Annotated in this window: 22 protein-coding genes; 15 read left to right on the top strand and 7 right to left on the bottom strand. The window is 73.9% G+C overall.

Going from position 1 to position 23,069, the window contains the following annotated elements:
- The first annotated feature begins 49 nt into the window (after nucleotides 1-49).
- The 6 genes from trhO to proC all read left to right on the top strand — a co-directional run bounded on the left by trhO (nucleotide 50) and on the right by proC (nucleotide 8,374).
- Nucleotides 50-979 carry an oxygen-dependent tRNA uridine(34) hydroxylase TrhO gene (trhO, locus tag ACFI33_RS03965; RefSeq protein ID WP_127445994.1) on the top strand — a complete coding sequence of 310 codons (930 nt, stop codon included), beginning with the start codon at nucleotides 50-52 and terminating at the stop codon, nucleotides 977-979.
- Nucleotides 976-2,652, top strand: coding sequence for a DUF7059 domain-containing protein (locus ACFI33_RS03960; RefSeq protein ID WP_144818502.1), 1,677 nt, complete (start codon nucleotides 976-978; stop codon nucleotides 2,650-2,652). Before trhO ends, ACFI33_RS03960 begins: the two co-directional genes overlap by 4 nt.
- A 142-nt stretch (nucleotides 2,653-2,794) precedes the next feature.
- The gene (gene topA / locus ACFI33_RS03955; RefSeq protein ID WP_036341214.1) at nucleotides 2,795-5,629 is read left to right on the top strand and encodes a type I DNA topoisomerase; all 2,835 of its coding nucleotides are present in this window, start codon (nucleotides 2,795-2,797) and stop codon (nucleotides 5,627-5,629) included.
- A gap of 5 nt (nucleotides 5,630-5,634) precedes the next feature.
- The gene (locus ACFI33_RS03950) at nucleotides 5,635-6,657 is read left to right on the top strand and encodes a Ppx/GppA family phosphatase (RefSeq protein ID WP_036341216.1); all 1,023 of its coding nucleotides are present in this window, start codon (nucleotides 5,635-5,637) and stop codon (nucleotides 6,655-6,657) included.
- 2 nt (nucleotides 6,658-6,659) lie between these two features.
- The gene (locus ACFI33_RS03945) at nucleotides 6,660-7,547 is read left to right on the top strand and encodes a sugar phosphate isomerase/epimerase family protein (protein WP_036341218.1); all 888 of its coding nucleotides are present in this window, start codon (nucleotides 6,660-6,662) and stop codon (nucleotides 7,545-7,547) included.
- Nucleotides 7,544-8,374 carry a pyrroline-5-carboxylate reductase gene (proC, locus tag ACFI33_RS03940; protein WP_036317279.1) on the top strand — a complete coding sequence of 277 codons (831 nt, stop codon included), beginning with the start codon at nucleotides 7,544-7,546 and terminating at the stop codon, nucleotides 8,372-8,374. The genes ACFI33_RS03945 and proC overlap by 4 nt, the downstream gene beginning before the upstream one ends.
- A gap of 15 nt (nucleotides 8,375-8,389) precedes the next feature.
- Here the strand turns inward: proC and ACFI33_RS03935 are convergent, their stop codons facing one another.
- Both ACFI33_RS03935 and ACFI33_RS03930 read right to left on the bottom strand, forming a co-directional pair.
- On the bottom strand, nucleotides 8,390-9,067 hold the full coding sequence (locus ACFI33_RS03935; protein WP_152743364.1) for a potassium channel family protein: 678 nt from the start codon (nucleotides 9,065-9,067) through the stop codon (nucleotides 8,390-8,392).
- Entirely contained in the window at nucleotides 9,060-10,535 is a 1,476-nt protein-coding gene (locus tag ACFI33_RS03930) for a TrkH family potassium uptake protein (RefSeq protein WP_036317276.1), read from the bottom strand. Before ACFI33_RS03930 ends, ACFI33_RS03935 begins: the two co-directional genes overlap by 8 nt.
- Before the next feature lie 136 nt (nucleotides 10,536-10,671).
- Here ACFI33_RS03930 and ACFI33_RS03925 point away from each other — a divergent pair, with 136 nt between their 5' ends.
- The 3 genes from ACFI33_RS03925 (at nucleotide 10,672) to ACFI33_RS03915 (ending at nucleotide 12,552) form a co-directional block, all read left to right on the top strand.
- Complete coding sequence (locus tag ACFI33_RS03925; RefSeq protein WP_036317274.1) at nucleotides 10,672-11,925, top strand: acetoin utilization protein AcuC; 1,254 nt, start codon at nucleotides 10,672-10,674, stop codon at nucleotides 11,923-11,925.
- Nucleotides 11,926-12,088: 163 nt separating this feature from the next.
- Nucleotides 12,089-12,187, top strand: coding sequence for a 30S ribosomal protein bS22 (locus ACFI33_RS03920; RefSeq protein WP_005504750.1), 99 nt, complete (start codon nucleotides 12,089-12,091; stop codon nucleotides 12,185-12,187).
- Nucleotides 12,188-12,282: 95 nt separating this feature from the next.
- Nucleotides 12,283-12,552, top strand: coding sequence for a glutaredoxin family protein (locus ACFI33_RS03915; protein WP_036384316.1), 270 nt, complete (start codon nucleotides 12,283-12,285; stop codon nucleotides 12,550-12,552).
- 6 nt (nucleotides 12,553-12,558) lie between these two features.
- Here ACFI33_RS03915 and ACFI33_RS03910 read toward each other — a convergent pair whose 3' ends face one another.
- Nucleotides 12,559-13,299 carry a Bax inhibitor 1 family protein gene (locus ACFI33_RS03910; protein ID WP_036384318.1) on the bottom strand — a complete coding sequence of 247 codons (741 nt, stop codon included), beginning with the start codon at nucleotides 13,297-13,299 and terminating at the stop codon, nucleotides 12,559-12,561.
- A gap of 126 nt (nucleotides 13,300-13,425) precedes the next feature.
- Between ACFI33_RS03910 and ACFI33_RS03905 the strand changes: the two genes are divergently transcribed.
- The 5 genes from ACFI33_RS03905 (at nucleotide 13,426) to ccsB (ending at nucleotide 18,441) form a co-directional block, all read left to right on the top strand.
- Nucleotides 13,426-14,100, top strand: coding sequence for a histidine phosphatase family protein (locus ACFI33_RS03905; protein ID WP_036384321.1), 675 nt, complete (start codon nucleotides 13,426-13,428; stop codon nucleotides 14,098-14,100).
- A gap of 154 nt (nucleotides 14,101-14,254) precedes the next feature.
- Nucleotides 14,255-14,872 carry a TlpA family protein disulfide reductase gene (locus ACFI33_RS03900; RefSeq protein ID WP_036317264.1) on the top strand — a complete coding sequence of 206 codons (618 nt, stop codon included), beginning with the start codon at nucleotides 14,255-14,257 and terminating at the stop codon, nucleotides 14,870-14,872.
- Nucleotides 14,873-14,888: 16 nt separating this feature from the next.
- Nucleotides 14,889-15,644: a cytochrome c biogenesis CcdA family protein gene (locus ACFI33_RS03895; RefSeq protein ID WP_036336893.1), complete on the top strand. Its 756-nt coding sequence runs from the start codon at nucleotides 14,889-14,891 to the stop codon at nucleotides 15,642-15,644.
- Nucleotides 15,641-17,338 carry a cytochrome c biogenesis protein ResB gene (gene resB, locus ACFI33_RS03890; protein WP_049147931.1) on the top strand — a complete coding sequence of 566 codons (1,698 nt, stop codon included), beginning with the start codon at nucleotides 15,641-15,643 and terminating at the stop codon, nucleotides 17,336-17,338. The genes ACFI33_RS03895 and resB overlap by 4 nt, the downstream gene beginning before the upstream one ends.
- 2 nt (nucleotides 17,339-17,340) lie before the next feature.
- Nucleotides 17,341-18,441: a c-type cytochrome biogenesis protein CcsB gene (gene ccsB, locus ACFI33_RS03885; protein ID WP_010080313.1), complete on the top strand. Its 1,101-nt coding sequence runs from the start codon at nucleotides 17,341-17,343 to the stop codon at nucleotides 18,439-18,441.
- Nucleotides 18,442-18,456: 15 nt separating this feature from the next.
- Here the strand turns inward: ccsB and ACFI33_RS03880 are convergent, their stop codons facing one another.
- Nucleotides 18,457-18,852 (bottom strand): PLDc N-terminal domain-containing protein, encoded by a 396-nt coding sequence (locus tag ACFI33_RS03880; protein ID WP_036336899.1) that lies wholly within the window; start codon nucleotides 18,850-18,852, stop codon nucleotides 18,457-18,459.
- A gap of 65 nt (nucleotides 18,853-18,917) precedes the next feature.
- On the opposite strand from ACFI33_RS03880, the gene ACFI33_RS03875 reads away from it, so the two are divergent.
- Nucleotides 18,918-19,193, top strand: coding sequence for a DUF4229 domain-containing protein (locus ACFI33_RS03875; protein WP_010080315.1), 276 nt, complete (start codon nucleotides 18,918-18,920; stop codon nucleotides 19,191-19,193).
- Between the two features lie 57 nt (nucleotides 19,194-19,250).
- Here ACFI33_RS03875 and ACFI33_RS03870 read toward each other — a convergent pair whose 3' ends face one another.
- The 3 genes from ACFI33_RS03870 to ACFI33_RS03860 form a co-directional block, all read right to left on the bottom strand.
- Nucleotides 19,251-20,123 (bottom strand): 1,4-dihydroxy-2-naphthoate polyprenyltransferase, encoded by an 873-nt coding sequence (locus tag ACFI33_RS03870; RefSeq protein ID WP_127435633.1) that lies wholly within the window; start codon nucleotides 20,121-20,123, stop codon nucleotides 19,251-19,253.
- A gap of 127 nt (nucleotides 20,124-20,250) precedes the next feature.
- The gene (locus ACFI33_RS03865) at nucleotides 20,251-21,432 is read right to left on the bottom strand and encodes an AMP-binding protein (RefSeq protein WP_036337146.1); all 1,182 of its coding nucleotides are present in this window, start codon (nucleotides 21,430-21,432) and stop codon (nucleotides 20,251-20,253) included.
- Between the two features lie 66 nt (nucleotides 21,433-21,498).
- A complete protein-coding gene (locus ACFI33_RS03860) occupies nucleotides 21,499-23,064 on the bottom strand; it encodes an aspartate:alanine exchanger family transporter (protein ID WP_041104044.1) in 1,566 nt (521 codons plus the stop codon).
- Between the last annotated feature and the right edge of the window lie 5 nt (nucleotides 23,065-23,069).

Raw genomic sequence — 23,069 nt, 5'->3', positions numbered from 1 at the left:
CCGCCCTCACGGCCGTGGCGTCCGGGGTCGCGCACTAGCCTGGACCTTGATGAGCACCGCCCCCCTCTCGCGCATCGCGCTGTACTACCGGTTCACCCCGCTCGCCGACCCCGAGGCGGTGCGGCTGTGGCAGCGCACGCTCGCCGCGTCCCTCGGCCTGACCGGCCGGATCATCGTGTCGCCGCAGGGGATCAACGGGACCGTCGGCGGACCGGTCGACGCCGTCAAGCGCTACATGCGCGGCACGCGGGAGCATCCGGCGTTCCGGGACCTCGAAGTGAAGTGGTCGGACGGCTCGGCGGCGGACTTCCCCCGCCTCTCGGTCAAGGTCAAGCCCGAGCTCGTCGCGTTCGGGGCCCCCGAGCGCGTCACCGTGGACGCGGACGGGATCGTCGGCACGGGGGAGCGGCTCACGCCCGTCCAGGTGGACGCGCTGGTCGCCGAGCGCGCCGGCACCGCGAACCCCGTGCGCTTCCTCGACGGCCGCAACACGGTGGAGGCGGCCATCGGCCGCTTCGACGGGGCCGTGGTCCCGGACGCGCACACCACCCGCGACCTGCTCGCCGCCGTCGACTCCGGGGCCCTGGACCACCTCAAGGACGCGCCGCTGATCACCTACTGCACGGGCGGCGTGCGCTGCGAGGTCCTCTCCGCCCTGCTCAAGGACCGCGGCTTCGCCGAGGTCTACCAGCTCGACGGCGGCATCGTCCGCTACGGCGAGGCCCGCGGCGACGCCGGACTGTGGCGGGGCGAGCTGGCCGTGTTCGACCGACGCCTGTCCACCCGCTTCACCGCCGATGCCGAGACCATCGGCCGGTGCGTCACGTGCGAGGCCCCGACCTCGGCGCTGCGCAACTGCGCCGACCCGGCCTGCACCACGCTCGAGGTCCGCTGCGCGGCCTGCGCCGCCGACGACCCCGAGCACCGCTGCCCCTTCTGCGCCCACCGCCCCCACCCCGCCGAGAGGACCGAGGCATGAGTCCCGTCCCGACACCCCCGTCGCCCCCCGCCCCGCGGCTGACCCCGGCCACGGCCGCGGCCCTCGCCGCGGACCTGGCGGCCCTGCCGTTCACCACCGCCGCCGTCGAGGGGCTGCTCGGAGCCGTGGCCACGCTCGCCCTGGACCGCGAGCACGCCGAGGCCGCCCGCCGCGTCGTCGCCGGTCACCTGGCGGGCCCCGGCCGGCACGACGACGCAGCCGGCCCCGGCGACCGGCACGGCACGCGGGGCCTCGCCGCCGCCGTCGGGGCCTGGCTGCTCGGCGACCCCGTCCCCGCCGCCGACCTCGACGCCGCGCTGCCCAGCCTCGGTCTGGCCGGGGCCGTGGCGGCCGGGCTCGTCGTCGAGGGGCCGGACGGGCGCGTGCGCGGCGCGGTGGACCTCTCGCCGTACGACGCGGACGAGCCGGGCCGGATGTGGATCGCCTCGGACCTGACGGCCCTGCAGCGGCGCGGCCCGCTGCCTCCCGAGCACGTGCTCGGCATCGGTCGGGCCTCCCTCACGCTCGCCGGCGCCACGCAGCGCCGTCCCGTGGCCCGCGCCCTGGACGTGGGGGTGGGCTGCGGGATCCAGACCCTGCACCTGCTCGCCCACGCCGACCACGTGACCGCCACGGACCTCTCCGAGCGCGCCCTCGCCTTCACCCGGTTCAACCTGCTGCTCAACGCGGACGTGCTCGGCCTCGACCGGGAGCGGCTCGAGGACCGGGTCCGGCTGGCGGCCGGCGATCTGCTGGCGCCGGTGGCGGGGGAGCGGTTCGACCTCGTGGTCTCGAACCCGCCGTTCGTGATCACCCCGCGCACGGACCCGGACGCGCCCGTGCTGACCTACCGCGACGGCGGCCGTGAGGGCGACCGGATCGTCGCGGAGCTGATCGCGGCCCTGCCGGACGTGCTCGCCGAGGGCGGCACCGCGCAGCTGCTCGCCAACTGGGAGATCCCGGCGGGGGACACCACCGACGCCGACACCGCACCGTGGAACGCGCGCCCGCGTTCGTGGGTGGCGCCGGGGATGCAGGCCTGGTTGCTCCAGCGCGACCGGCAGGACCCCGCGGGCTACGCGGAGACGTGGCTGCAGGACTCCTCGCTCGAGCTCGACCCGCCCGCCTATGAGGCCGCCTACCGCGGGTACCTGGAGGACTTCGACGCCCGCGGCGTGGCCGGGGTCGGCTTCGGACACGTGTGGCTGCGTCGGCCCGCCGCGGACGGCTCCCAGGGCCGGGGGTGGGTGGTCGTTGAGGAGCTGACCCAGCCCGTGGATGAGGCCCTCGGCGCCGCGTGGGCCGCCGCCGTCGCCCGCCGGGACCGGCTCGCCGCGGGCGCCGGGGCCGGGGACGCCGTCGGGGACCCGGCCCTGGCCGCGCTGCGGGGCCTGCACCTGCGCGTGGCCGCGGACGTCACGGAAGAGCGGCACCAGCGGTTCGGGGCGGAGCACCCCGAGGTGATCCTGGCCCGGCAGGGCTCCGGGTTCCGGCGCGTGGCGCGCCTGGACACCGCGACGGCGGGCGTGCTGTCCGCCAGCGACGGCGAGCTGTCCGTGGGGCAGCTGGTGGGCGCGGTCGCCGCGCTGCTGGAGCTGGACGACGTCGGGCGGGCCGGCCTGCTGGCCGCGCTGCGGGAGCTGTACGAGGACGGGTTCCTGGTGGAGGGCTGACGATCGGGCGGTGGCGGGCGCGGGGACGCCGGGCGTTATCGTGGTCAGCGCGCCCTACGATGTGGGGACGTCCGTCCGCGGCGGACGCGGGTCGGCTCGCGTCGGCCCCGGATCCGCAACAATCCCGTCCCAGGAGGACCCGTTGTCCACTCCCCCCGCTTCCGTGACCGCTCCCGTGCCCTCGGGCAAGAAGCTGGTCATCGTGGAGTCCCCGGCCAAGAGCAAGTCCATCGCGAAGTACCTCAACGCGGTGGGCGAGGGCTGGGTGGTGGACTCCTCCGTGGGGCACATCCGCGACCTGCCCAAGCCCTCGGACCTGCCGGCGGAGATGAAGAAGGGCCCGTTCGGCAAGTTCGCCGTGGACACGGAGCACGGCTTCACCCCGTACTACGTGGTGCACCCGGACAAGAAGAAGAAGGTCACCGAGCTCAAGCGCGAGCTCAAGGACGCCGAGGCCCTCTACCTCGCCACGGATGCGGACCGCGAGGGCGAGGCCATCGCCTGGCACCTGCTGGACACCCTCAAGCCCACGGTGCCGGTGTACCGCATGACCTTCGGCGAGATCACCAAGGAGGGCGTGCGCCGCGGTCTGGAGAACATCCGTGAGCTGGACACGGCCCTCGTGGACGCCCAGGAGACGCGCCGCATCCTCGACCGCCTGTTCGGCTACGAGCTCTCGCCGGTGCTCTGGCGCAAGGTCTCCCGCGGGCTCTCGGCGGGCCGCGTGCAGTCGGTGGCCACCCGCCTCGTCGTCGAGCGCGAGCGGGAGCGCATGGCCTTCGTCTCCGCCCACTACTGGGGCGTGGAGGGCACCTTCACGGTGGCCGAGGGCGCGCAGGCCGCGGACGCCGTGGGCAGCTCGTTCACGGCCCGCCTCAGCACGGTGGACGGCCAGCGCGTGGCCACGGGCCGCGACTTCGACGACGCCGGGCGGCTCAAGGCCTCCGCCGGCAAGAAGGTGACCCACCTGGACGAGGCCGGCGCCCGCTCGCTGGCCGAGGGTCTGCGCGGGGCGGACTTCACGGTCGACTCGGTGGAGGACAAGCCGTACACCCGCCGCCCGGCCGCCCCCTTCACCACCTCCACGCTGCAGCAGGAGGCCGCCCGCAAGCTCCGCATGAGCTCCCGCGTCTCCATGCAGGTGGCCCAGCGCCTGTACGAGAACGGCTACATCACGTACATGCGCACGGACTCGGTGAACCTCTCGCAGGAGGCCGTGCAGGCCGCCCGGCGCCAGGCTACCGAGCTCTACGGGGCGGACGCCGTGCCGGCCCAGCCGCGCGTCTACGCCAAGCGCAACGAGACCGCGCAGGAGGCCCACGAGGCCATCCGGCCCGCGGGGGACTCCTTCCGGACCCCGGCCCAGGTCAAGGCCGAGCTGCGCCCGGACGAGTTCCGCCTGTACGAGCTGATCTGGAAGCGCACCGTGGCCTCGCAGATGGCCGACGCCAAGGGCTACACCGCCACGCTGCGGCTCTCGGCCACCGCGCAGGACGGCCGCCTCGCGCAGTTCAGCGCCTCGGGCACGGTCATCACGTTCAAGGGCTTCCTCGACGCGTACGAGGAGGGCCGGGACGCCGAGGTCGACGGCGAGAACGCGGAGGCCAAGGACCGCCGCCTGCCGCAGGTGGCCCAGGGCGAGCGCCTCACCGGTGACCCGATCGAGGCCACCGGGCACGAGACCTCCCCGCCGGCCCGCTACACCGAGGCGTCGATCGTCGCCGAGCTGGAGCGCCGCGAGATCGGGCGTCCCTCCACGTACGCCCCGACGATCTCCACGATCATGGACCGCGGCTACGTGTCCAAGCGCGGCACCGCGCTCGTCCCGTCGTGGACCGCGTTCGCGGTGATCGGGCTGCTCGAGGACTACTTCGCGAAGTACGTGGACTACGACTTCACGGCCCGCATGGAGGACGACCTCGACCGGATCGCGGCGGGCGAGCTCGGCCGCGAGGCCTGGCTGCAGACCTTCTACTTCGGGGCCCCCGCCGCGGAGACGGAGAAGGGCGTCGAGGGCCTCAAGCACGTGGTGGACAACCTCGGCGAGATCGACGCGCGGGCCGTGAACTCGCTGCCGATCACCGAGGACATCACCCTGCGGGTGGGCCAGTACGGCCCGTACCTGGAGCGGTCGCTGCCGGCCGACGCGGAGGCGGGCGCCACCCCGCCGCGCGCCAACGTCCCCGAGGACCTGGCCCCGGACGAGCTCACCCCGGCCAAGGCCGAGGAGCTGTTCGCCACCGCCCAGCCCTCCGAGCGCGAGCTCGGCACGGACCCGGAGACGGGCCGGACCGTCGTCGCCAGGGACGGGCGCTACGGGCCCTACGTCACCGAGGTCATCCCGGAGATGACCGAGGAGGAGCTGCAGGCCTGGCTCGACGCCCAGCCCACCGAGTACTACAAGAACGGCAAGCCCAAGCCGAAGAAGAAGCCGGCCAAGGAGAAGCCCCGCACCGGCTCCCTCTTCAAGAGCATGTCCGTGGACACCGTGACCCTCGAGCAGGCGCTGCAGCTGATGTCCCTGCCGCGCGTCGTGGGCGCGGACGCCGAGGGCGAGGTCATCACCGCCCAGAACGGCCGCTTCGGGCCCTACCTGAAGAAGGGCTCGGACTCGCGCTCGCTCGAGTCCGAGGACCAGATCTTCAGCATCACGCAGGAGCAGGCCCTCGAGATCTACGCCCAGCCGAAGCAGCGTGGCCGCGGGGCCGCCAAGCCGCCGCTGGCCGAGTTCGGCGAGGACCCGGTCTCCGGCAAGAAGGTCACCGTGAAGGAGGGCCGCTTCGGCCCGTACGTCACGGACGGGGTCACCAACATCACCGTCCCGCGCGGCCGTCAGCCCGAGGAGCTCACGGCGGAGGAGGCCTACCAGCTGCTCGCGGACAAGCGTGCCAAGGGCCCGGCCACCCGCGGCGGTGCCAAGAAGCCGGCGGCCCGCAAGGCCCCGGCCAAGAAGACCACCGCGCGGAAGAAGGCCTGAGCGCCATGCGCCTCGGCGTCCTGGACATCGGGTCCAACACCGTCCACCTGCTGCTCGTGGACGCCCACCCGGGGGCCCGCCCCGTCGCCTACGCGGAGCACAAGCGCTCCCTTCCGCTGATCCGCTACCAGGACGCCGACGGGGCGATCACGGAGGAGGGACAGCGGGAGCTCGTGGACTTCGTCCGGGAGGCCGCCGCGTTCGCGGAGGAGCATCGGGCGGAGGACATGATCTCGTTCTGCACCTCGGCGATCCGCGAGTCCGCGAACGGCGCCGCCGTGCTGGCCCGCGTGCAGGCCGAGACCGGTGTGCACCTCTCCGAGCTCACGGGGGACCAGGAGTCGGCCATGACGTACTTCGCCGTGCGCCGCTGGCAGGGCTGGGGCGCCGGCTCCATCCTGAACTTCGACATCGGCGGCGGCTCCTTCGAGATCGCCTACGGCCAGGACGAGCTGCCCTCGCACGCCCTGTCCCTGCCGCTGGGCGCCGGCCGCCTCACCCGCGACTGGGTGCTCGAGGACCCGCCCAGCCCCAAGGCGGTGAAGAAGCTCCGCAAGCACGTGGAGAAGCGACTCGAGGAGGCGTATACGGCCTTCCCGCGCATCGAGTCGCCCGTGGTGGTCACCGCCACCTCGAAGACGTTCCGCTCCCTCGCCCGGATCACCGGGGCGGCGCCGTCGGCGGCGGGCCCCTTCGTGAAGCGGCACCTGCGCGCGGACGACCTGCACCTGTGGGTGAACCGCCTCGCGGCGATGACCGTCGCGGAGCGGGCGGAGCTGCCCGGCGTCTCGGACGTGCGCGCGCACCAGGTGTTCGCGGGGGCGATCGTCGCGCTGACGGCCATGCGCACGTTCGGCATCGCCCAGCTCGAGATCTGCCCGTGGGCGCTGCGCGAGGGCCTGATCCTCAACCGCCTCGACGCGCTCATGCTCGAGGGCCACCTCACCCGGGACGGCCGGCCCGGCGTCGGCCACGTGAACCTCAACCCGGACACCCTCCTGCCGGGACTGAGCCTGGGGGTGCGCTGACCATGCCGGACTCCACCGCGCACCTGGCCCCCGCGGCGCGCTTCGGAGCGGACATCCCCGTGACCCTGTCCTCCTCGTCCGTGTTCCCCCTGGGCACCCAGGACGTGTTCGCCACCGCCGAGGACCTCGGCTACGACGGCGTGGAGGTCATGGTCACGCACAACGCGTGGAGCCAGGACGCGCGGCGGCTGACGCGGCTGTCCGAGCGGCACGGGATGCCCATCGACTCCATCCACGCGCCCACCCTGCTGTTCACGCAGCAGGTCTGGGGCTCCGCGTGGTCCAAGATCCGCCGCTCCGTGGAGCTGGCGCAGGCCGTGGGCGCGGCCACCGTGGTCGCCCACCCGCCGTTCCGCTGGCAGGGCACGTACGCGGTGCGCTTCGCCGAGGGCATCCACGAGCTCATGGCGGAGACCGGCGTCGTGATCGCCGTGGAGAACATGTACCCGTGGCGGGCCTACGGCCGCAAGGCCAAGATGTACCTGCCGCACTGGAACCCGCTGCCCGAGCCGTACGAGCACATCTGCTGGGACTTCTCCCACGCGGCCATCGCGCGGGCGGACTCCCTGGCGGCCGTCCGCGAGCTCGGCCCGCGGCTGCGGCACGTCCACCTCACCGACGGCAACGACTCCGGCAAGGACGACCACCTGGTCCCCGGCGAGGGCACCCAGCCCGTGGCCGAGACCCTGCGCCACCTGGCGACCGCGGGCCTGGCCGGCACGGTGTGCGTGGAGGTGGGCACGCGCGGCGTGGAGTACGCGGGCCAGCGGGAGGAGATGCTCGCCGCCTCGCTCGCGTTCGCCCGCGAGCACCTGGCCGCCGGCGGGACCGACCACCACCACGACGGCGGCGTTCTGCGCCCGACCACGAAGGAGATGGACCGACCATGAAGCTGACCATCCTGGGCCTGGGCACCATGACCGGCGCGATCCTCGCCGGAGCCCTCGAGGCCGGCGCCGTGCGCGCCGAGGACGTCACCGCGACCACCCGCTCCGCCGCCTCCGCCGAGAAGGCCGCCGCGCAGCACGGCGTCACCGTGACCTCCCAGGAGCGGGACGAACGCGCCAACCATGCCGCGGTCGCTGAGGCGGACATCGTCCTGGTGGGCGTGAAGCCGAAGGACATGGTCGCCACCCTCACGGACCTGGCGCCGTCGCTGCGCCCCGAGACCGTGGTGGTGTCCGTGGCAGCCGGCGTCACCGCCGCGACCATGGCCGCCGTGCTGCCGGCGGGGCAGCCGATCGTGCGGACCATGCCGAACACGCCCCTGACGGTGGGCTCCGGCGTCGTGGGCGTGGCCCCCGGGCCGGGCGTCACCGAGGAGCAGACCACCGCCGTGCGCGCTCTCTTCGAGGGCTCCGGCCTGGTGGTGCCGGTGGCCGAGGAGCAGCTCTCCGCCGTGGTGGCGACCGCCGGCTCCGCCCCGGCCTACGTGTTTCTGCTGGCCGAGCTGATCGCCGCCCACGGTGCGGAGATGGGACTGGACGCCGCCTCCGCCGAGGCCATGGCCGCGGCCACCGTCAAGGGAGCCGGCATCATGCTCCAGCAGGAGGGGGCCAGGGCCGAGGCTCTGCGCAAGGCCGTGATGAGCCCGAACGGGACCACCGAGAAGGCCGTGGAGGCGTTCCTGGACGGCGGCATGGGCGACCTCGTGAACCGTGCCATGGACGCGGCCGCGCAGCGCGACAAGGAGATGGCCGAGGAGTTCGGGGCCTGACGGCGCGGGCATGCCTCAGGGCCGGGCCGCGAACCGGTCGATGAGGTCGGTGTGGCCAGAGACGATGAGGGTGTCGCGCGGGCCCACCCGGGTGTCCGGCTGGGCGTAGGTGAAGTCCTCGCCCGGGGTCTTCACGCCCACCACGGTCACGCCGTACTTGGAGCGCACCTTGGACTCGGCGAGCGTGAAGCCCACGCACTCGGCCGGCGGGTACATCTTCACGATCGCGAAGTCGTCGTCGAACTCGATGAAGTCGAGCATGCGCCCGTTCACGAGGTGGGCGGCGCGCACGCCGGCGTCGTGCTCCGGGAAGATCACGTGGTTCGCCCCGATCCGCTTGAGGATCGTGCCGTGCGCCTCGCTGATCGCCTTCACCCAGATGTGGGGGATCTCCAGGTCCACGAGGTTCACGGTGATCAGCACCGATGCCTCGATGGAGGTGCCCACGCCGACCACCGCCGTCGAGAAGTCCTGCGCACCGAGCTGGCGCAGGGCCTCGGAGTCGGTGGCGTCCGCCTCCACCACGTGGGTCAACGAGGGGGCGTAGCGCTGCACGAGGACGGGGTCCCGCTCGACGGCGAGCACCTCGCGGCCCTGTGCGACGAGCTCCTCGGCCGTGGCGGCGCCGAAGCGGCCCAGCCCCACGAGGAGCACGGGGGCGTTGGGATCGGTGCGCTGCGGGGTGTCAGCCAATGACCGGCCTCTCGACGGGGTAGCGGTAGAGCACGCGCCGCTGGCGCAGGGCCAGGGCGGCGGCGAACGTGATCGTACCAACGCGGCCCGCGAACATCATGGCCGTCAGGACGTACTTGCCGGCCGGTGGGCTCTCCGCGGAGACGCCCACGGAGAGCCCGCACGTGCCGAACGCGGAGATCACCTCGAACAGGGGCCGCTGGAGGGACTCGTCGGTGATGTGCACCAGCGCCAGAGTGGCCACGAGCACGAGGGTGGCACCGAGGGCGAGCACCGCGATGGCCACGCGCAGGGACTCGGGGGCGATCGTGCGGCCGTGCGCCGTCACCTCGCGGTCGCCGCGCGCCTCCGCCACGATCGCGAGGAACATGATCGCCAGCGTGGTCACCTTGATGCCGCCCGCGGTGGAGGCGGACCCGCCGCCCACGAACATCAGCGCGTCCATGAGCAGCAGGGACTCGGGCCGGTGCGCGTTCGTGTCGTCGATCGCGAAGCCGCCGGAGCGGGTCATCACGGAACCGAAGAGCGAGTGCCCGACCCGCTGCCAGAAGCCCATCCCGGCCTGGGTCGCCGGGTTGCCCGCCTCGAAGAAGAAGAGGGCGACGGCGCCGAGCACCAGCAGCGCCAGCGTCACCTCGACCGTGAGCTTGGTGTGCAGGTTCCACTGCCGGAACCGCCACCCCTTCTCCAGCAGCACCATGACCACGGGGAAGCCGAGCGCACCGAAGAACACGCCGACGCCGAGCACCGTGATGATCACCGGGTCGTGCATGATCTCCGGCAGGCCGTCCACGTGCAGGCTGAACCCCGCGTTGTTGAAGGCGCTGACCGAGTAGAAGACCCCGTGCCACAGGCCGGTGAGCCACGAACCCGAGATGGCCGCGAACCGCGGCACGAGGAAGAGCGCCAGCGCGGCCTCGGCGGTCAGCACCGTCAGGACGACGACGCGCAGCAGCTGGCCGACCTCGCCGAGACTGCCGGAGGTCATGCCCGCCTGCTGCGTCGCCAGCTTCGATCTCAGGCCCAGGTGCCGGGAGACGGCCAGCGTGAGCAGCGAGGCCATCGAGAGGATGCCCAGGCCGCCGATCTGGATGGCCACGAGGATGATCACCTGGCCCGCGGGGGACCAGTGCACGGCCGTGTTGACGGTGGTCAGACCGGTCACGGAGAAGGCGGAGACCGCGGTGAACATGGCGTCGTGCAGGGGGGTGGCGTGACCGTCCGCCGCGGCCCACGGCAGGGCGAGGAGCCCGGTGAACACCAGGGCCATGAGGGCGAAGGCGGAGAGGGCGGCGCGGGCCGGGGAGCCACCCACCACGGAGCTGACGGCGCGGCCCGAGCGCCGCAGCACCGTGCGCAGGTCGGTCGAGGACTCCAGCGTGGAGGCCTGGCCGGGCCGGGGGAGGCCGCCGGGCCGGCGCACCCCGCCGTGGCGGCGGGCGTGCGGAGTCGGACGGGGACCTGCCACGGGGCACCTCCTGCACGGGGGACGGGAAACGGACCGGCTCCCAGTATCGCGCGCGCCGTGGCCCGCGCGTCACGCGGGCGAGACATCCGAGGCGATCGTCGCCACCGTGCCGCCCGGAGCCCTAGGCTGGACCGTGATGAGCACCACGTCCACCCCTCCCGCTCCCACCCCCGCTGCTGTGGTGTGGGACTCCAGCCTGCTCCGCTACCGGTTCAGCGCGGAGCACCCGATGGCGCCCCTGCGGCTGGATCTCACGCACCGGCTCGTGGAGGCGTTCGGCCTGCTGGACGCGCCCCACGTGCGGATCGTGGAGCCGCCCGTGGCCACGGACGAGCAGCTCGCCCTCGTCCACGACCCCGAGTACGTCGCCGCCGTCCGCCGGGCCGCGGCGACGTCGTCGGCCGAGGACGGCCGCTTCGGCCTGGGCACCGAGGACTGTCCCGTGTTCCCGGACCTGCACGAGTCCGCCGCCCGGATCGCGGGCGGCTCCCTCGTCGCCGCGGAGGCGATCTGGTCCGGCGAGGTGGACCGCGCCGTGAACTTCGCGGGCGGCATGCACCACGCCGCCCGGTCCTCGGCGTCCGGGTTCTGCATCTACAACGACTGCGCCGTGGCCATCCAGCGCCTGCTGGACCTCGGCGCGGAGCGCGTGGCCTACGTCGACGTGGACGCGCACCACGGCGACGGCACGCAGTCGATCTTCTACGACGACCCCCGCGTGCTCACCATCTCCCTGCACGAGACGGGCATCAGCCTGTTCCCGGGCACGGGCTTCGCCAACGAGATCGGCGGCTCGGCCGCCCAGGGCACGGCGGTGAACGTCGCGCTGCCCCCGCGCACCGGCGACGCCGGCTTCCTGCGCGCCGCCCACGCCGTGGTCCCCCCGCTGCTGCAGGCGTTCGCCCCGGACGTGCTGGTCAGCCAGCACGGCTGCGACGGTCACCGCACGGACCCGCTCGCCGACCTGCGGCTGAGCGTGGACGGCCAGCGCCAGCTCGCATTCGACGTCGGCGACTGGGCCGACCGGTTCGCGCACGGCCGGTGGCTGGCCACCGGGGGCGGCGGCTACAACCCGCTGCGGGTGGTGCCGCGCGCGTGGGCCCACCTGACCGCCGCCGTCCTGCAGACCCCGATCCCGGTGAAGAGCGAGATCCCCGCCGCCTGGATCGAGCACGTCCGGACCCTCACCGCGGACGAGCTGACCGGGGACATGTCCGTGCACGAGGGGGACGACGCCGAGCGGATCCCCACCGTGATGGGCGAGGACGCGGACGTGTGGTGGCGCTCGTGGGAGGTGGGCTACGACCCGGCCGACCCGGTGGACCAGTCGATCATGGCCACGCGCCGCGAGGTGTTCCCGCTGCACGGGCTGGACCCCTGGTTCGACTGAGCCGGCCCGCGTCCCGGTTCGACCGCGGCCCGTGCGGCCGGTATTGTGGCCGAGAACGTTTCCAGGCGTTCCACATCCGGTGGAATGCGGGTCGGCGTGTCCGGCGCCCCGGATGCCTGCGGTCCCACGACCGCCGACCCTCGCCCCGATTCAAGGAGTCCCCATGGGATCTGTGATCAAGAAGCGCCGCAAGCGCATGTCGAAGAAGAAGCACCGCAAGCTGCTTCGCAAGACCCGTCACCAGCGTCGCAACAAGAAGTGACGCCCGCGCCCTCCGGGCGCTGACGAGACGAAGCCGCCGTCCCCTTCCGGGGGGACGGCGGCTTCGTCGTGGACGGCGATCCGTAGAGTGGGGCCATGACCGCCGACCTGCCCGCCGCCACCGCCCGTGTCCAGCTGCTCGTGAAGCCCGGCTGTCACCTGTGCGCCGAGGCCGAGGCCGCGGTGGCGCAGGTGTGCGATGCGCGGGGCGAGGCCTGGGAGGCCGTCGACGGCGCCGCGCACCCGGCCCTGCTCGAGCGGTTCGCGGACGAGGTGCCCGTGCTGTTCGTCGACGGCGTCCAGCGCGACTTCTGGCGCGTGGACCCGGCCCGCCTGGGCCGGCACCTGGACGCCCCGCGGGCCTGAGCGGGCTCAGCGGCGCGCGAAGCGCTGCCAGGCCTTCAGCCGCATGTACTCCGTGGCGTCCGGGCGGTAGGCGAGCACGATGCCGGCGACGCCGAGGCCCACCCACACCAGGTCCAGCGGGCTGAACGCCCCCATCACCGCGTTGGAGACCAGCACCAGCACGGACAGGGACGCCAGCACCGTTCCGACGATGCGCGCGGCGCGCGAGCCGCCGCGGATCGCGAACGCCACCCACAGGTAGACGAGGAACGCGACCACGCCGAACACGGCCGCCGTCGTGGCGAGGGCCGGAAGCATCCCGTCCATCATGGCGCGCATCTGCTCCGCCTGGTCGGCGGGCAGATTCATCTGCTCGACGGACCGGTCCAGCTCCTGCTGGATCGCTGCCTGACCTTCCGGCTGGGTGAGGGCGAAGGCCGCGAGCAGGGTCGTCGCCAGCAGCAGGAGGCCGCCCGAGACGATCAGCCAGAACGCGGCTGTCAGGGAGCGCGGTCGCGGGGGCAGCTCGACCGGGCCGGGAGACTGCCAGCCGGCCGGGCCGCGGGGGGAGGGGGCCGGGGGCATCCCCGCCTGGCCCGGGGCGCCGTACGGAGTCGCCGGCGGTGCGCCGTAGGGGTTCTGGCCGTACGGGCTCGCGCCCGCCGGGTCGGGGGAGCCTGGGGTCGGCCTCTGCGGGGCGGCGCCGTACGGGTCGGCGCCGTACGGGTTCTGGCTGCCGTGGGGATCGGTGGGCGAGGTGCCGGACATGGGGCCTCCTAGCGACGCCGACGCTCGCGGCGCCTCGGTGCGGACGGGGGTTGGCGGCGCGGTCGCGCCGAGCTGTGCCCCACGCTACCGCCGGGGCCGCCGGTCCGCCTCTGCCAGACTGGCCCCATGCAGACGCTCGCCACCGTCCACCTGGTCCGCCACGGAGAAGTCCACAACCCCGATCGTGTCCTCTACGGCCGCCTGCCGGAGTTCAGGCTCTCGGAGCTCGGCCACGAGATGGCCCGGGGCGTGGCCGCGTGGTTCGAGGAGCGTGCCGCGCAGACCGGCCGGGCGCCCGCCGTCGTCGCCGCCTCCCCGCTGACCCGCGCGCAGCAGACCGCCGCGCCCATCGCGGCCGCGTTCGACCTGCCGCTGGTCACCGAGCCGGACCTGATCGAGGCGGAGAACGCCTTCGAGGGCATGTCCCAGGTGGCGGCGTCGCTGAAGCGGAACCCGCGGCTGTGGCCCCGGCTGCGCAATCCCCTGCGCCCGTCCTGGGGCGAGCCGTACCGCGCGCAGGCCGCCCGGATGCTGGCCGTCGTCGACCGGCTCCGCGGCGAGGCCGTGGCCGCCGAGGGGCCCGGCGCCGAGTCCGTGCTCGTCTCGCACCAGCTGCCGATCTGGGTGACGCGCCTGGCCGTCGAGGGCCGTCCGCTGTGGCACGACCCGCGCCGGCGTGAGTGCTCGCTGACCTCCGTGACCTCGCTCGTGTACGAGGAAGGGCGCAGGGTGCCGCGCGTCGAGTACCACGAACCGAACCAGGCCCTGCTCAAGGACGCCTCCTCCCTGCCGGGCGCCTGAGGCCCCGACGGCGGCCGGCGTCGACGACGCCGGCCGCGGCCTCCCACGGGGTGGGGGTGTGACGTCCAGGGTTCAGTCAGAATGCGGGGCGGACAGTAGACTCCCCAGGTCCCCGGAATCCAGCGCCGCGCATCCCCTGGAGGGCAGTCACGCCATGCACACCCCGCCCCGTCCGTCCCGCCGCACCCTGCTGACCGGCCTCGCCCTCGCCAGCCTGGCGCCGGCGCTCGCGGCCTGCTCGGGCGGTGACGACTCGCTCGCGCGGCAGGCGGGCAACGCGGACGGCAAGAACTACATCGCCGGCGACGGCTCCGTCCTGGAGATCGCCCCCGCCGAGCGCGGCGCCCCCGTGGAGTTCGCCGCCGAGCTCTTCGACGGCACCCCCGTGACCGGCGCGAGCCTGCGCGGCACCCCCGCCCTGCTGAACTTCTGGTACGCCGCCTGCGCGCCGTGCCGCGTCGAGGCCCCCCACCTCGTCTCCCTGCACGAGCAGTTCGCCCCGCAGGGGGTGCGGTTCCTCGGCGTGAACGTCCGGGACACCGTCACCACCGCGCAGGCCTTCGAGCGCACCTTCGAGATCCCCTACCCGTCCATCGAGGACGCCCGCGGGGACGTGCTCCTGAACATGACCGACTACGTGCCCCCGCAGGCCGTGCCCTCCACCCTCGTCCTGGACGTCGAGGGCCGCGTGGCCGCCCGCGTGCTCGGCGCCGTGGAGGAGTCCACCCTGCGCGCCCTGCTCACCACCGTGGTGGACGAGGCCGCGGCCTGACCCGGCCGCCGTGTCCATGCAGAGCAACCCCTTCGCCGAGATCGCCCTCGACGGCTCCCTGCTGCTGGCCGCGCCGATCGCCGTGCTGGCCGGCCTGATCTCCTTCCTCTCCCCGTGCGTGCTGCCGCTCGTGCCCGGCTACCTCGGGTACGTCACCGGCCTCGGCGGGGACGTGCTCACCAGCCGCCGCCGCGGGCGCCTCGTGCTCGGCTCCGTGCTGTTCGTGCTCGGGTTCGCCGTGGTGTTCGTGGGCATCACCGTGGTGTTCACCCAGGCCATGGTCTGGCTGCGGCGCGACGGCGCCTGGGTCACCCCCGTGCTCGGCGTGCTCGTGATGCTCATGGGCCTCGTGTTCCTCGGCGGCGGCGGCCGGCTTCAGCAGGAGCGCCGCGTCCACTTCAAGCCCGCCGCCGGCCTGGTCGGCGCGCCCCTGCTGGGCATGACCTTCGGCCTGGGCTGGGCGCCGTGCATCGGCCCCACCATGGCCGCCGTCCTGGCCATGTCCACGGCCAGCTCCGGCTCCGTGGGCCGCGGCGCCCTGCTCGCCTTCCTCTACTGCCTCGGCCTGGGCCTGCCGTTCGTGCTCATGGCCCTCGGCATGGAGCGCGGCATGCGGGCCCTCGGGTTCTTCCGCCGGCACCGCGTGCTGATCATGCGCCTCGGCGGCGCCCTGCTGATCGCGCTGGGCCTGCTCATGGTCACCGGCGTCTGGACCGCCTGGACCACGCAGCTGCAGCTGTGGTTCGCCAACGAATGGGAGATGCCCCTGTGAGCTCCAAGGCCGCCCGGACGCGCTCCGAGCCCGTCACCCTGCCGCGCCTCGGCCTGGCGGGCACCCTGCGCTGGATCTGGACCCAGCTGACCAGCATGAGCACCGCGCTCATGCTGCTGCTCCTGCTCGCCGTCGCCGCCGTGCCCGGCTCCCTCGTGCCCCAGCGCCGTGCCGGCCCCGAGATCGTGGACCAGTGGATCGAGGACAACCCCGTGTGGGGCCCCGTCCTGGACGCCCTGCAGTTCTTCGACGTCTACAACTCCGTCTGGTTCTCGGCCATCTACCTGCTGCTGTTCGTCTCCCTCGTGGGCTGCGTGTGGCCGCGCGCCATCCAGCACGCCAAGGCCCTGCGCCAGCCCCCGGCCCGCACCCCCCGCAACCTGACGCGCCTGCCGGCCTCCGGCGTCGTCGTCCTCGAGGAGGGCGGCCCGAGCCCCGAGGAGGCCGTGGCCAGAGCCCAGGCGTGGCTGCGCAAGCGCCGCTACCGCGTGGAGCACCGCCCCGAGGCCGGCGGCGCGTCCGTGGGCGCCGAGCGCGGATACCTGCGCGAGATCGGCAACATCCTGTTCCACGTCTCGCTGATCGGCGTGCTCGTGTTCATGGCCTACGGCGGCATGACCAAGTACGGCGGGCAGAAGATCATCGTGGAGGGCGAGGGCTTCGCCAACAACCTCGTGGCCTACGACTCCTTCACCCCCGGCACCTACTTCAGCGCGGACGACCTCCAGCCGTTCTCCCTCACCCTCGACTCCTTCGACGCCGTGTTCGACCGCGAGTCCGAGACCCACTACGGCCAGCCGCTGGACTACACCGCCGTCATGGACGTCCGCGAGGGCTCCGGCGGCGAGCTCCAGCGCCAGATCCTCAAGGTCAACCAGCCGCTGGACATCGACGGCGTGCGCGTCTACCTCGTGGGCAACGGCTACGCGCCCGTGGTGACCATCCGCGACGGCGCCGGGGACGTGGCCTTCCAGGGCCCCGTGGTCACCCGCGTGTTCGACCAGAACTACGGCTCGCAGGCCACCATCAAGGTCCCCGACGCGCGGCCGGACCAGCTGGGCTTCGTCGGCTTCTTCCTGCCCTCGGCGGTGGAGGACGAGGAAGGCGCCGCGTTCTCCGCGGACCCCGAGCTGCTCAACCCGGAGCTGCAGCTGAACTCGTACTACGGGGACCTCGGCCTGGACACCGGCCGCCCGCAGAACGTGTACGTGCTGGACACCGCATCCCTCACCGAGCTCAACAGCCGCACCAACGAGAACGGCGGCATCGTGCTCAGCCCGGGCCAGACGTACGAGCTGCCCGAGGGCAAGGGCTCCATCAGCTTCGACGGCGTCCGCCGCTACGTCGGCCTGGACATCCACTACGACCCGGGCAAGTGGGGCGTCGGCGTGTTCGCCGGCACCGCCCTGCTCGGCCTGGCGATCAGTCTGTTCGTCCGCCGCCGCCGCGTGTGGGTGCGCGCCCGCACCGACGACGACGGCCGCACCCGCGTGGAGTACGCGCTGCTCGCCCGCGGCGAGGAGTTCGGCCTCCACGAGGAGCACGTGGCCCTGCGCGCCGCCATGGAGAAGTGGTGGCCCATCGTCGCCGCCACCGAGACGGCCGACGACGCCGCGGCCGGTGCCGCCCCCCAGTCCACCTCCACCACCCCCGAGACCCCCGCCGGCCCCGCCGACGCCCGATCAGGAGACTGACAGTGTTCAACCCCACGGCCCCCGTGAACGAGCAGCTGGCGCTGTACAGCGACCTCTTCATGCTCATCGCCGCGCTCGTGTACGCGGCGGCGTTCATCCTGTTCACCATCGACATGGCCACCGCCTCGGCCACCATCCGCCGCCTCGAGGCCGACCTCGCGGCCCAGCGCGGGCAGGTGCGCACCGCTCCGGCCCACGAGACCGTGGGGGTCGCCGTCGGCGGGTCCACGGCGGTCGGCGCGAGCGACTCCGACACGGCCCGGCCGGCCGCCGCCGCCGAGCCCGGCGTCGACGCGGACGGTGACCTCGTGGACGAGGACATGGACTACACGGGCGGCGGCCGCCGCCCGGTCGCCAACGTGGCCGTGGCCGTGCTGGCCGTCGGCTGGGCGCTGCACGCGTTCGCCGTCGTCGCCCGCGGCCTCGCCGCCTCCCGCGTGCCGTGGGGCAACCTGTACGAGTTCATGACCACGGGCGCGCTCGTGATCACGACCGTCTACCTGCTGTTCCTCTTCCGCAAGGACCTGCGCTTCGTGGGCACGTTCGTCACCGGTCTCGTGGTGGCCATGATGTGCGCGGCCACCATGGGCTTCCCGACGCCGGTGGGCCACCTCCAGCCGCCGCTGCAGTCGCCGTGGCTCGTCATCCACGTGTCCATCGCCGTGCTCGCCAGCTCGCTGTTCGCGCTGACCGCGGCGATGTCCGTGCTGCAGCTGCTGCAGGACCGTGCGGAGAAGCGCGCCGCGGCGGGCGAGCGCTCGTGGGCGTTCCTGCGCCTCGTGCCGGCCGCGCAGGGGCTGGAGAACTGGTCCTACCGCCTCAACGCGATCGCCTTCGTGATGTGGACGTTCACCGTGATCGCCGGCGCCATCTGGGCCGAAGCCGCGTGGGGCCGGTACTGGAACTGGGACACCAAGGAGGTCTGGTCCTTCGTCATCTGGGTGGTCTACGCGGCGTACCTGCACGCCCGCGCCACCCGCGGCTGGACCGGCGCCCGCGCGGCCTGGCTGAGCATCGTGGGCTTCCTGTGCATCGTGTTCAACTACACGATCGTGAACACGTACTTCCCGGGCCTGCACTCGTACGCGGGTCTGCCCGGCTGAGTCCGGCGGGGCCCCTCAGGCGCGCGGGCCGTCGCCGTCCGGGTCGGCGTCGTCGTCGCCCTGCTCCCGACGACGGCGCAGCTCCTCCTCGCGGGCGCGCAGCTCGGCCTCGCGGCGGTCCAGGTCCTGCTCGCGGGCGTCCTGGCGGCGCTGCGCGCGCAGGCTGCGCAGGAACGCCTCGTCATCGTCCGGGGCCCCGGTGGGCCGGGGCGCGGCACGGCCGGCCGGGCGGGCGCGGCCGAGCAGCAGCCACAGCAGCGGCCCCACGAGCGGCACGAGCACGATGACCGCCACCCACGCCGCCTTCGGCAGGCTGCGCACCTCGCGGGCGGGGGTCAACAGCGCCTCGAACAGCGCGTAGAGGGTCAGGCCCGCGAGGATGATCGCGGCGGGGATGATGAAGCGGCCCATCCCGCCAGTCTAGGCGCGGGCTGTGGGGTCGGCGGGCGGGGCGTCCGTCCTCGTAGGATGGACCGGTGCGCATCTTCTTCTACGGTCTGGTCCGCGTGGTCGTCTTCGTCGCCCTGTGGGCGCTGTTCTACTACGTGATGGACCTCGGGATGATCTTCGGGGTGATCGCGGCCACGATCCTGACGTTCGCGGTCAGCTACCTCTTCCTCGGCCGCCTGCGCACGGGGGCCACCGAGGACCTGTCCGCCGCGTGGGAGGGCCGCCCGGGCCGCCGGGGCCGCACCGAGACCGCCGACGCGGACGCCGAGGACGCCTACACCGAGGGCCGGTTCCGCGAGTGAACCCCGCGGGGCGACGGGGCGCATGACGCCGCCGACGCCGCCGTCATCCCGTGCTGCTCAGAGCAGCGCGCCGAGGGTGAACGTGATCGCGTAGACGATCCCGATCACGCCGGTCGCGCGCAGCACCGGGATCAGTGTCCGGCGGTCGTCGGCGCGCAGTACCGTGCGGATCGGCCGGATCGCGAGCAGGCTGCCGATCGGCACGAGCAGCAGTCCCGGGTGCTCCGCCACCCAGAACAGCGGCAGCAGCAGGGCGACGGCCAGCATGACGCCGTAGGACGCCCGCGCGGGTCCGTCGCCCAGACGGGCGGCCAGCGTCATCTTCCCGACCTCGCGGTCCGTGGGGATGTCCCGGATGTTGTTGACCATGAGCAGGGCCGTGGAGATCAGCCCGCAGCCGATCGCGCCGGCCCAGGCCAGGCCGCTGACGGCGCCGGCTTGGGTGTACGTGGTGCCGAGGACGGCCACCAGCCCGAAGAACACGAACACGAACACCTCGCCGAGGCCGAGGTACCCGTACGGCCGCTTCCCGCCGGTGTAGAACCACGCGGCCAGCACGCAGGCGACGCCGATCAGCAGGAACCACCAGTGCCCCGAGAGCAGGATGAGCCCCAGGCCGGCCAGCCCGGCGAGGCCGAAGAACGCGAAGGCCGCCTGCTTCACCTGGGCCGCGGGCACGAGCCCGGAGACGGTGAGCCGGAAGGGGCCCACGCGCTCGTCGTCGGTGCCGCGGATGCCGTCCGAGTAGTCGTTGGCGTAGTTCACGCCGATCTGCAGCGCGAGCGACACCACGAGGGCCAGCAGCGCCGCGCCGAGGTGGAAGGAGCCGAGCTCCGCGGCGGCGGCCGAACCGACGATCACGGGGGCGATCGCCATGGGCAGCGTGCGCAGGCGCGCGGCGGCGACCCACTGGGAGAGCGTGGCGGCCATGGGCGGGGGTTCCTCCTGGGGAGCGGGGTGGGCAGCGGCGCGCGGCGGGCCGGGTCGACGGCGGCGCGCGGCCGGGGCCCGACGTCGGCCGGGCCCGGGTCATTCTCCCACGCGGGCGGGGCGGCGCTCAGCCGGCGGTGAACCGGGCGGCCAGGGCCTGCCGGTCGATCTTGCCGGTGGAGAGCAGGGGCAGGGCGTCGAGGACGAGCCACGTCTTGGGCACCGCGGCCGCACCCAGCGCCTCGCGCACGTGGGCGCGCAGGACGGCCTCGTCGGGGGCCGCGGCCGGGTGGGCGGGCACGACGGCGGCGCACAGCCGGGCGCCCCACTCGGGATCCGGCACGCCGGCCACGTGGGCCGCCGCGACGCCCGGGTGCGCCTCGAGCACCGCGGTCACGGCCGCCGCGGACACCTTCACCCCGCCCGTGATGACCACGTCGTCCAGGCGGCCGGTCACGGCCAGCCGCACGCCGCCGTCGTCGGTGGGGGAGAGCACGCCCGTGTCCTCGGTCAGGAAGGCGCGGGCGCCGTCCGCGGCGGTGACGAAGTGGGCGGCGGTGCGGGCGGGGTCGTCGAGGTAGCCGGCCGCCACCATGGGCCCGGCCAGGCGCACGCGCGGCGGGGCGTCGGGATCGTCCGGGGCCACCGCGGCGGTGACGCCGGGCAACGGGACGCCGTCGTAGACGCAGCCGCCGCACGTCTCGGCCATGCCGTAGGTGGCGGTGAGGCGCACCCCCGCCGCCTCGGCCGCGGCCCGCAGCGCGGGATCGAGCCGGGCGCCGCCCACGAGCACGCGGTCGAAGGAACGCAGGGCCGCCCGCCCGGCCGGGTCGGCGTCGGCCGCGAGGAGGCGGGCGAGCTGGGTGGGGACGAGCGAGACGAGCCGGGGGCCGGCATCGTCGGGCAGGGCGGCCGCCCCGGTGGCGAACGCCGCGGGCGTGAACGGGCCCGGGGGCAGGGCCACGGGTGCGGTCCCGGCCGCGATCGAGCGGGAGAGCACGGCGAGCCCGGCCACGTAGTGCACGCCGAGGGCCAGCAGCCACGCCCCCTCGCCGCCGAGCCGCCGGGCCGTGGCCGCGGCCGAGGCGCGCAGGGCCGCGCCGGTCAGGACGATCTGCTTCGGCGTGCCCGTGGACCCGGAGGTGCGCACCACGGCGACGGCGTCCGGGTCGCCGCAGCGGCGCGGGTCGCGGGCCTCGGGTCGGGGGAGCGCGGCGCCGTCGGCGGTCAGCTCGACGGGGGCGCCGCCGTCGAAGGCCGCCGCGAGGGCGTCCGTGGCGCGGGCGAGGGCATCGGCGGTGGCGGGCATGGCCCCGAGTGTAGGAGGCCCGACGGTCGGACGGATCCGCCCGGCGGACCGGACCCGCCCGGCCGGTCAGAGCATGAACGGCACGGTGGCGATCTTGACCACCATGATCAGCGCGAACAGCTGGGCGTACCCCTCGGTCACGCGGGCGTCGGTGGACCGGGAGAGCGCGTAGTCCAGGATCGCCGGCTGGCCCGTGATGCCCGCCAGCGCCCCGTAGGTGCGATCCACGGACTGCCCCAGCAGCCGCGCCGCGGCGATGAGCAGGGCCGCGGTCAGCGCGGTGAGCACGGCGGACATCAGGATGGCCAGCCCGCCGACCCGGGTGAACACCGTCTCGATGAACGCCGGGCCGGCGGCCAGGCCCACCACGCCCAGGAAGAGCATGAGGCCGAACTGCCGCAGCGTCAGCGCGATCTCCGTGGACGGCTCCCACACCGTGGGTCCCGTTCGGCCGATCGCACCGAGGGTGAGGCCGACGAGGATGCACCCGGCCGCCGGGCCGAGGGAGAAGGAGGCCCCGCCCGGAAGCGGGATCGTCACCATGCCCAGCAGGTAGCCCAGCGCCATGCCCGTGCCCAGGGAGATCCAGTCCAGGTTCGAGAGCCCGCGCGTCGAGTTGCCGAAGAAGTCGCGCACCGCCTCCATCCGCGGCGCGGTGGTCACGATGAGCACCCGGTCGCCGACCTTGAGCTCGGTCTGCGGGGTGGCCAGCGACTCGACGTCGTCGCGCCGCAGCCGGGCGACGTCGGTGCCGAAGCGCTCGCGCAGGGACAGCGTGCCCAGGCGGCGATCGGCCAGGGCGCGGGCCGTGACGATGACCATGGAGGTCTGCAGCGGGGTCATCACCCGCGCCGGGTCGGCGTCGGTGCGGCGGCCGAAGGCCTGCACGGCCGCGTCGATGTTCTTCTCCGTGCCGTCCAGGACGACCTCGTCCCCGGGTTCGATCCGGTCGGCGGAGCCGGCGATCCGGGCCACGCCGCCGTGGCGCAGCGCCACCACGCGCACCAGCCCCTCGGAGATCCCGGGGATCTCCCGCACGGCGAGGGCGGAGGTGGCGACCACGGCGGTGAAGCGCAGCTTGCCGTCGGTCACCGGCGCCGGATCGCGCGGGGAACTGCTCCACGGGCGGGCGGCGAGCAGTGTGATCGCGATGATGGTGCCGACCACGCCCACCAGGTAGGACAGCCCGTAGCCCACGGCCGGGGCCTGCCCGCCGGTGAGCTGGTTCGCCAGCGCCATCGCCGGCGTCGCGGTGAGCGAACCCGTCCACACGCCGATCGCCGTCGGCAGGTCCAGGTTGAGCAGCGCGGCCAGCGGGTGCACCGTGAAGGCGGTGAGGATCACCACGACGACGGCGGCCAGCATCAGGGGCAGGTTGCGGCGCAGGTCCCGGAAGAACACCTTGCCGGCGCCGAGCCCGATCAGGTAGGCGAACAGGGCCAGGCCGAAGCTCTGGAACAGGGCCAGCCGGTCGCCGACGTCGGGCAGCACCGCCCCGACGAGCAGGCCCACGAACAGTGCTCCCGAGGCGCCGAGGCGGATCTTGCCCAGGGGGATGGTGCCGACGGCGGCGCCCAGGGCGACGGTGGCCATGAGGACGAGGATGGGCTGGTCGTTGAGCAGTGCGAGCATGGGCG

Source organism: Micrococcus sp. PSi08 (assembly GCF_054960655.1).
Note: the sequence above shows the minus strand (reverse complement) of the source record. Positions and strands in the feature narration are given on the sequence as shown.

Bases quoted from the DNA above. Each gene is read 5' to 3' on its own strand.
- proC (WP_036317279.1), top strand. From the start codon at position 7,544: ATGAAGCTGACCATCCTGGGCCTGGGCACCATGACCGGCGCGATCCTC.
- ACFI33_RS03880 (WP_036336899.1), bottom strand. From the start codon at position 18,852: ATGGGCCGCTTCATCATCCCCGCCGCGATCATCCTCGCGGGCCTGACC.
- ACFI33_RS03910 (WP_036384318.1), bottom strand. From the start codon at position 13,299: ATGTCCGGCACCTCGCCCACCGATCCCCACGGCAGCCAGAACCCGTAC.
- ACFI33_RS03950 (WP_036341216.1), top strand. From the start codon at position 5,635: ATGCGCCTCGGCGTCCTGGACATCGGGTCCAACACCGTCCACCTGCTG.
- ACFI33_RS03905 (WP_036384321.1), top strand. From the start codon at position 13,426: ATGCAGACGCTCGCCACCGTCCACCTGGTCCGCCACGGAGAAGTCCAC.
- ACFI33_RS03895 (WP_036336893.1), top strand. From the start codon at position 14,889: ATGCAGAGCAACCCCTTCGCCGAGATCGCCCTCGACGGCTCCCTGCTG.
- ACFI33_RS03865 (WP_036337146.1), bottom strand. From the start codon at position 21,432: ATGCCCGCCACCGCCGATGCCCTCGCCCGCGCCACGGACGCCCTCGCG.
- ACFI33_RS03900 (WP_036317264.1), top strand. From the start codon at position 14,255: ATGCACACCCCGCCCCGTCCGTCCCGCCGCACCCTGCTGACCGGCCTC.
- ACFI33_RS03920 (WP_005504750.1), top strand. From the start codon at position 12,089: ATGGGATCTGTGATCAAGAAGCGCCGCAAGCGCATGTCGAAGAAGAAG.
- ACFI33_RS03925 (WP_036317274.1), top strand. From the start codon at position 10,672: ATGAGCACCACGTCCACCCCTCCCGCTCCCACCCCCGCTGCTGTGGTG.
- trhO (WP_127445994.1), top strand. From the start codon at position 50: ATGAGCACCGCCCCCCTCTCGCGCATCGCGCTGTACTACCGGTTCACC.
- ACFI33_RS03870 (WP_127435633.1), bottom strand. From the start codon at position 20,123: ATGGCCGCCACGCTCTCCCAGTGGGTCGCCGCCGCGCGCCTGCGCACG.
- ACFI33_RS03860 (WP_041104044.1), bottom strand. From the start codon at position 23,064: ATGCTCGCACTGCTCAACGACCAGCCCATCCTCGTCCTCATGGCCACC.
- ACFI33_RS03960 (WP_144818502.1), top strand. From the start codon at position 976: ATGAGTCCCGTCCCGACACCCCCGTCGCCCCCCGCCCCGCGGCTGACC.
- ACFI33_RS03915 (WP_036384316.1), top strand. From the start codon at position 12,283: ATGACCGCCGACCTGCCCGCCGCCACCGCCCGTGTCCAGCTGCTCGTG.
- ACFI33_RS03945 (WP_036341218.1), top strand. From the start codon at position 6,660: ATGCCGGACTCCACCGCGCACCTGGCCCCCGCGGCGCGCTTCGGAGCG.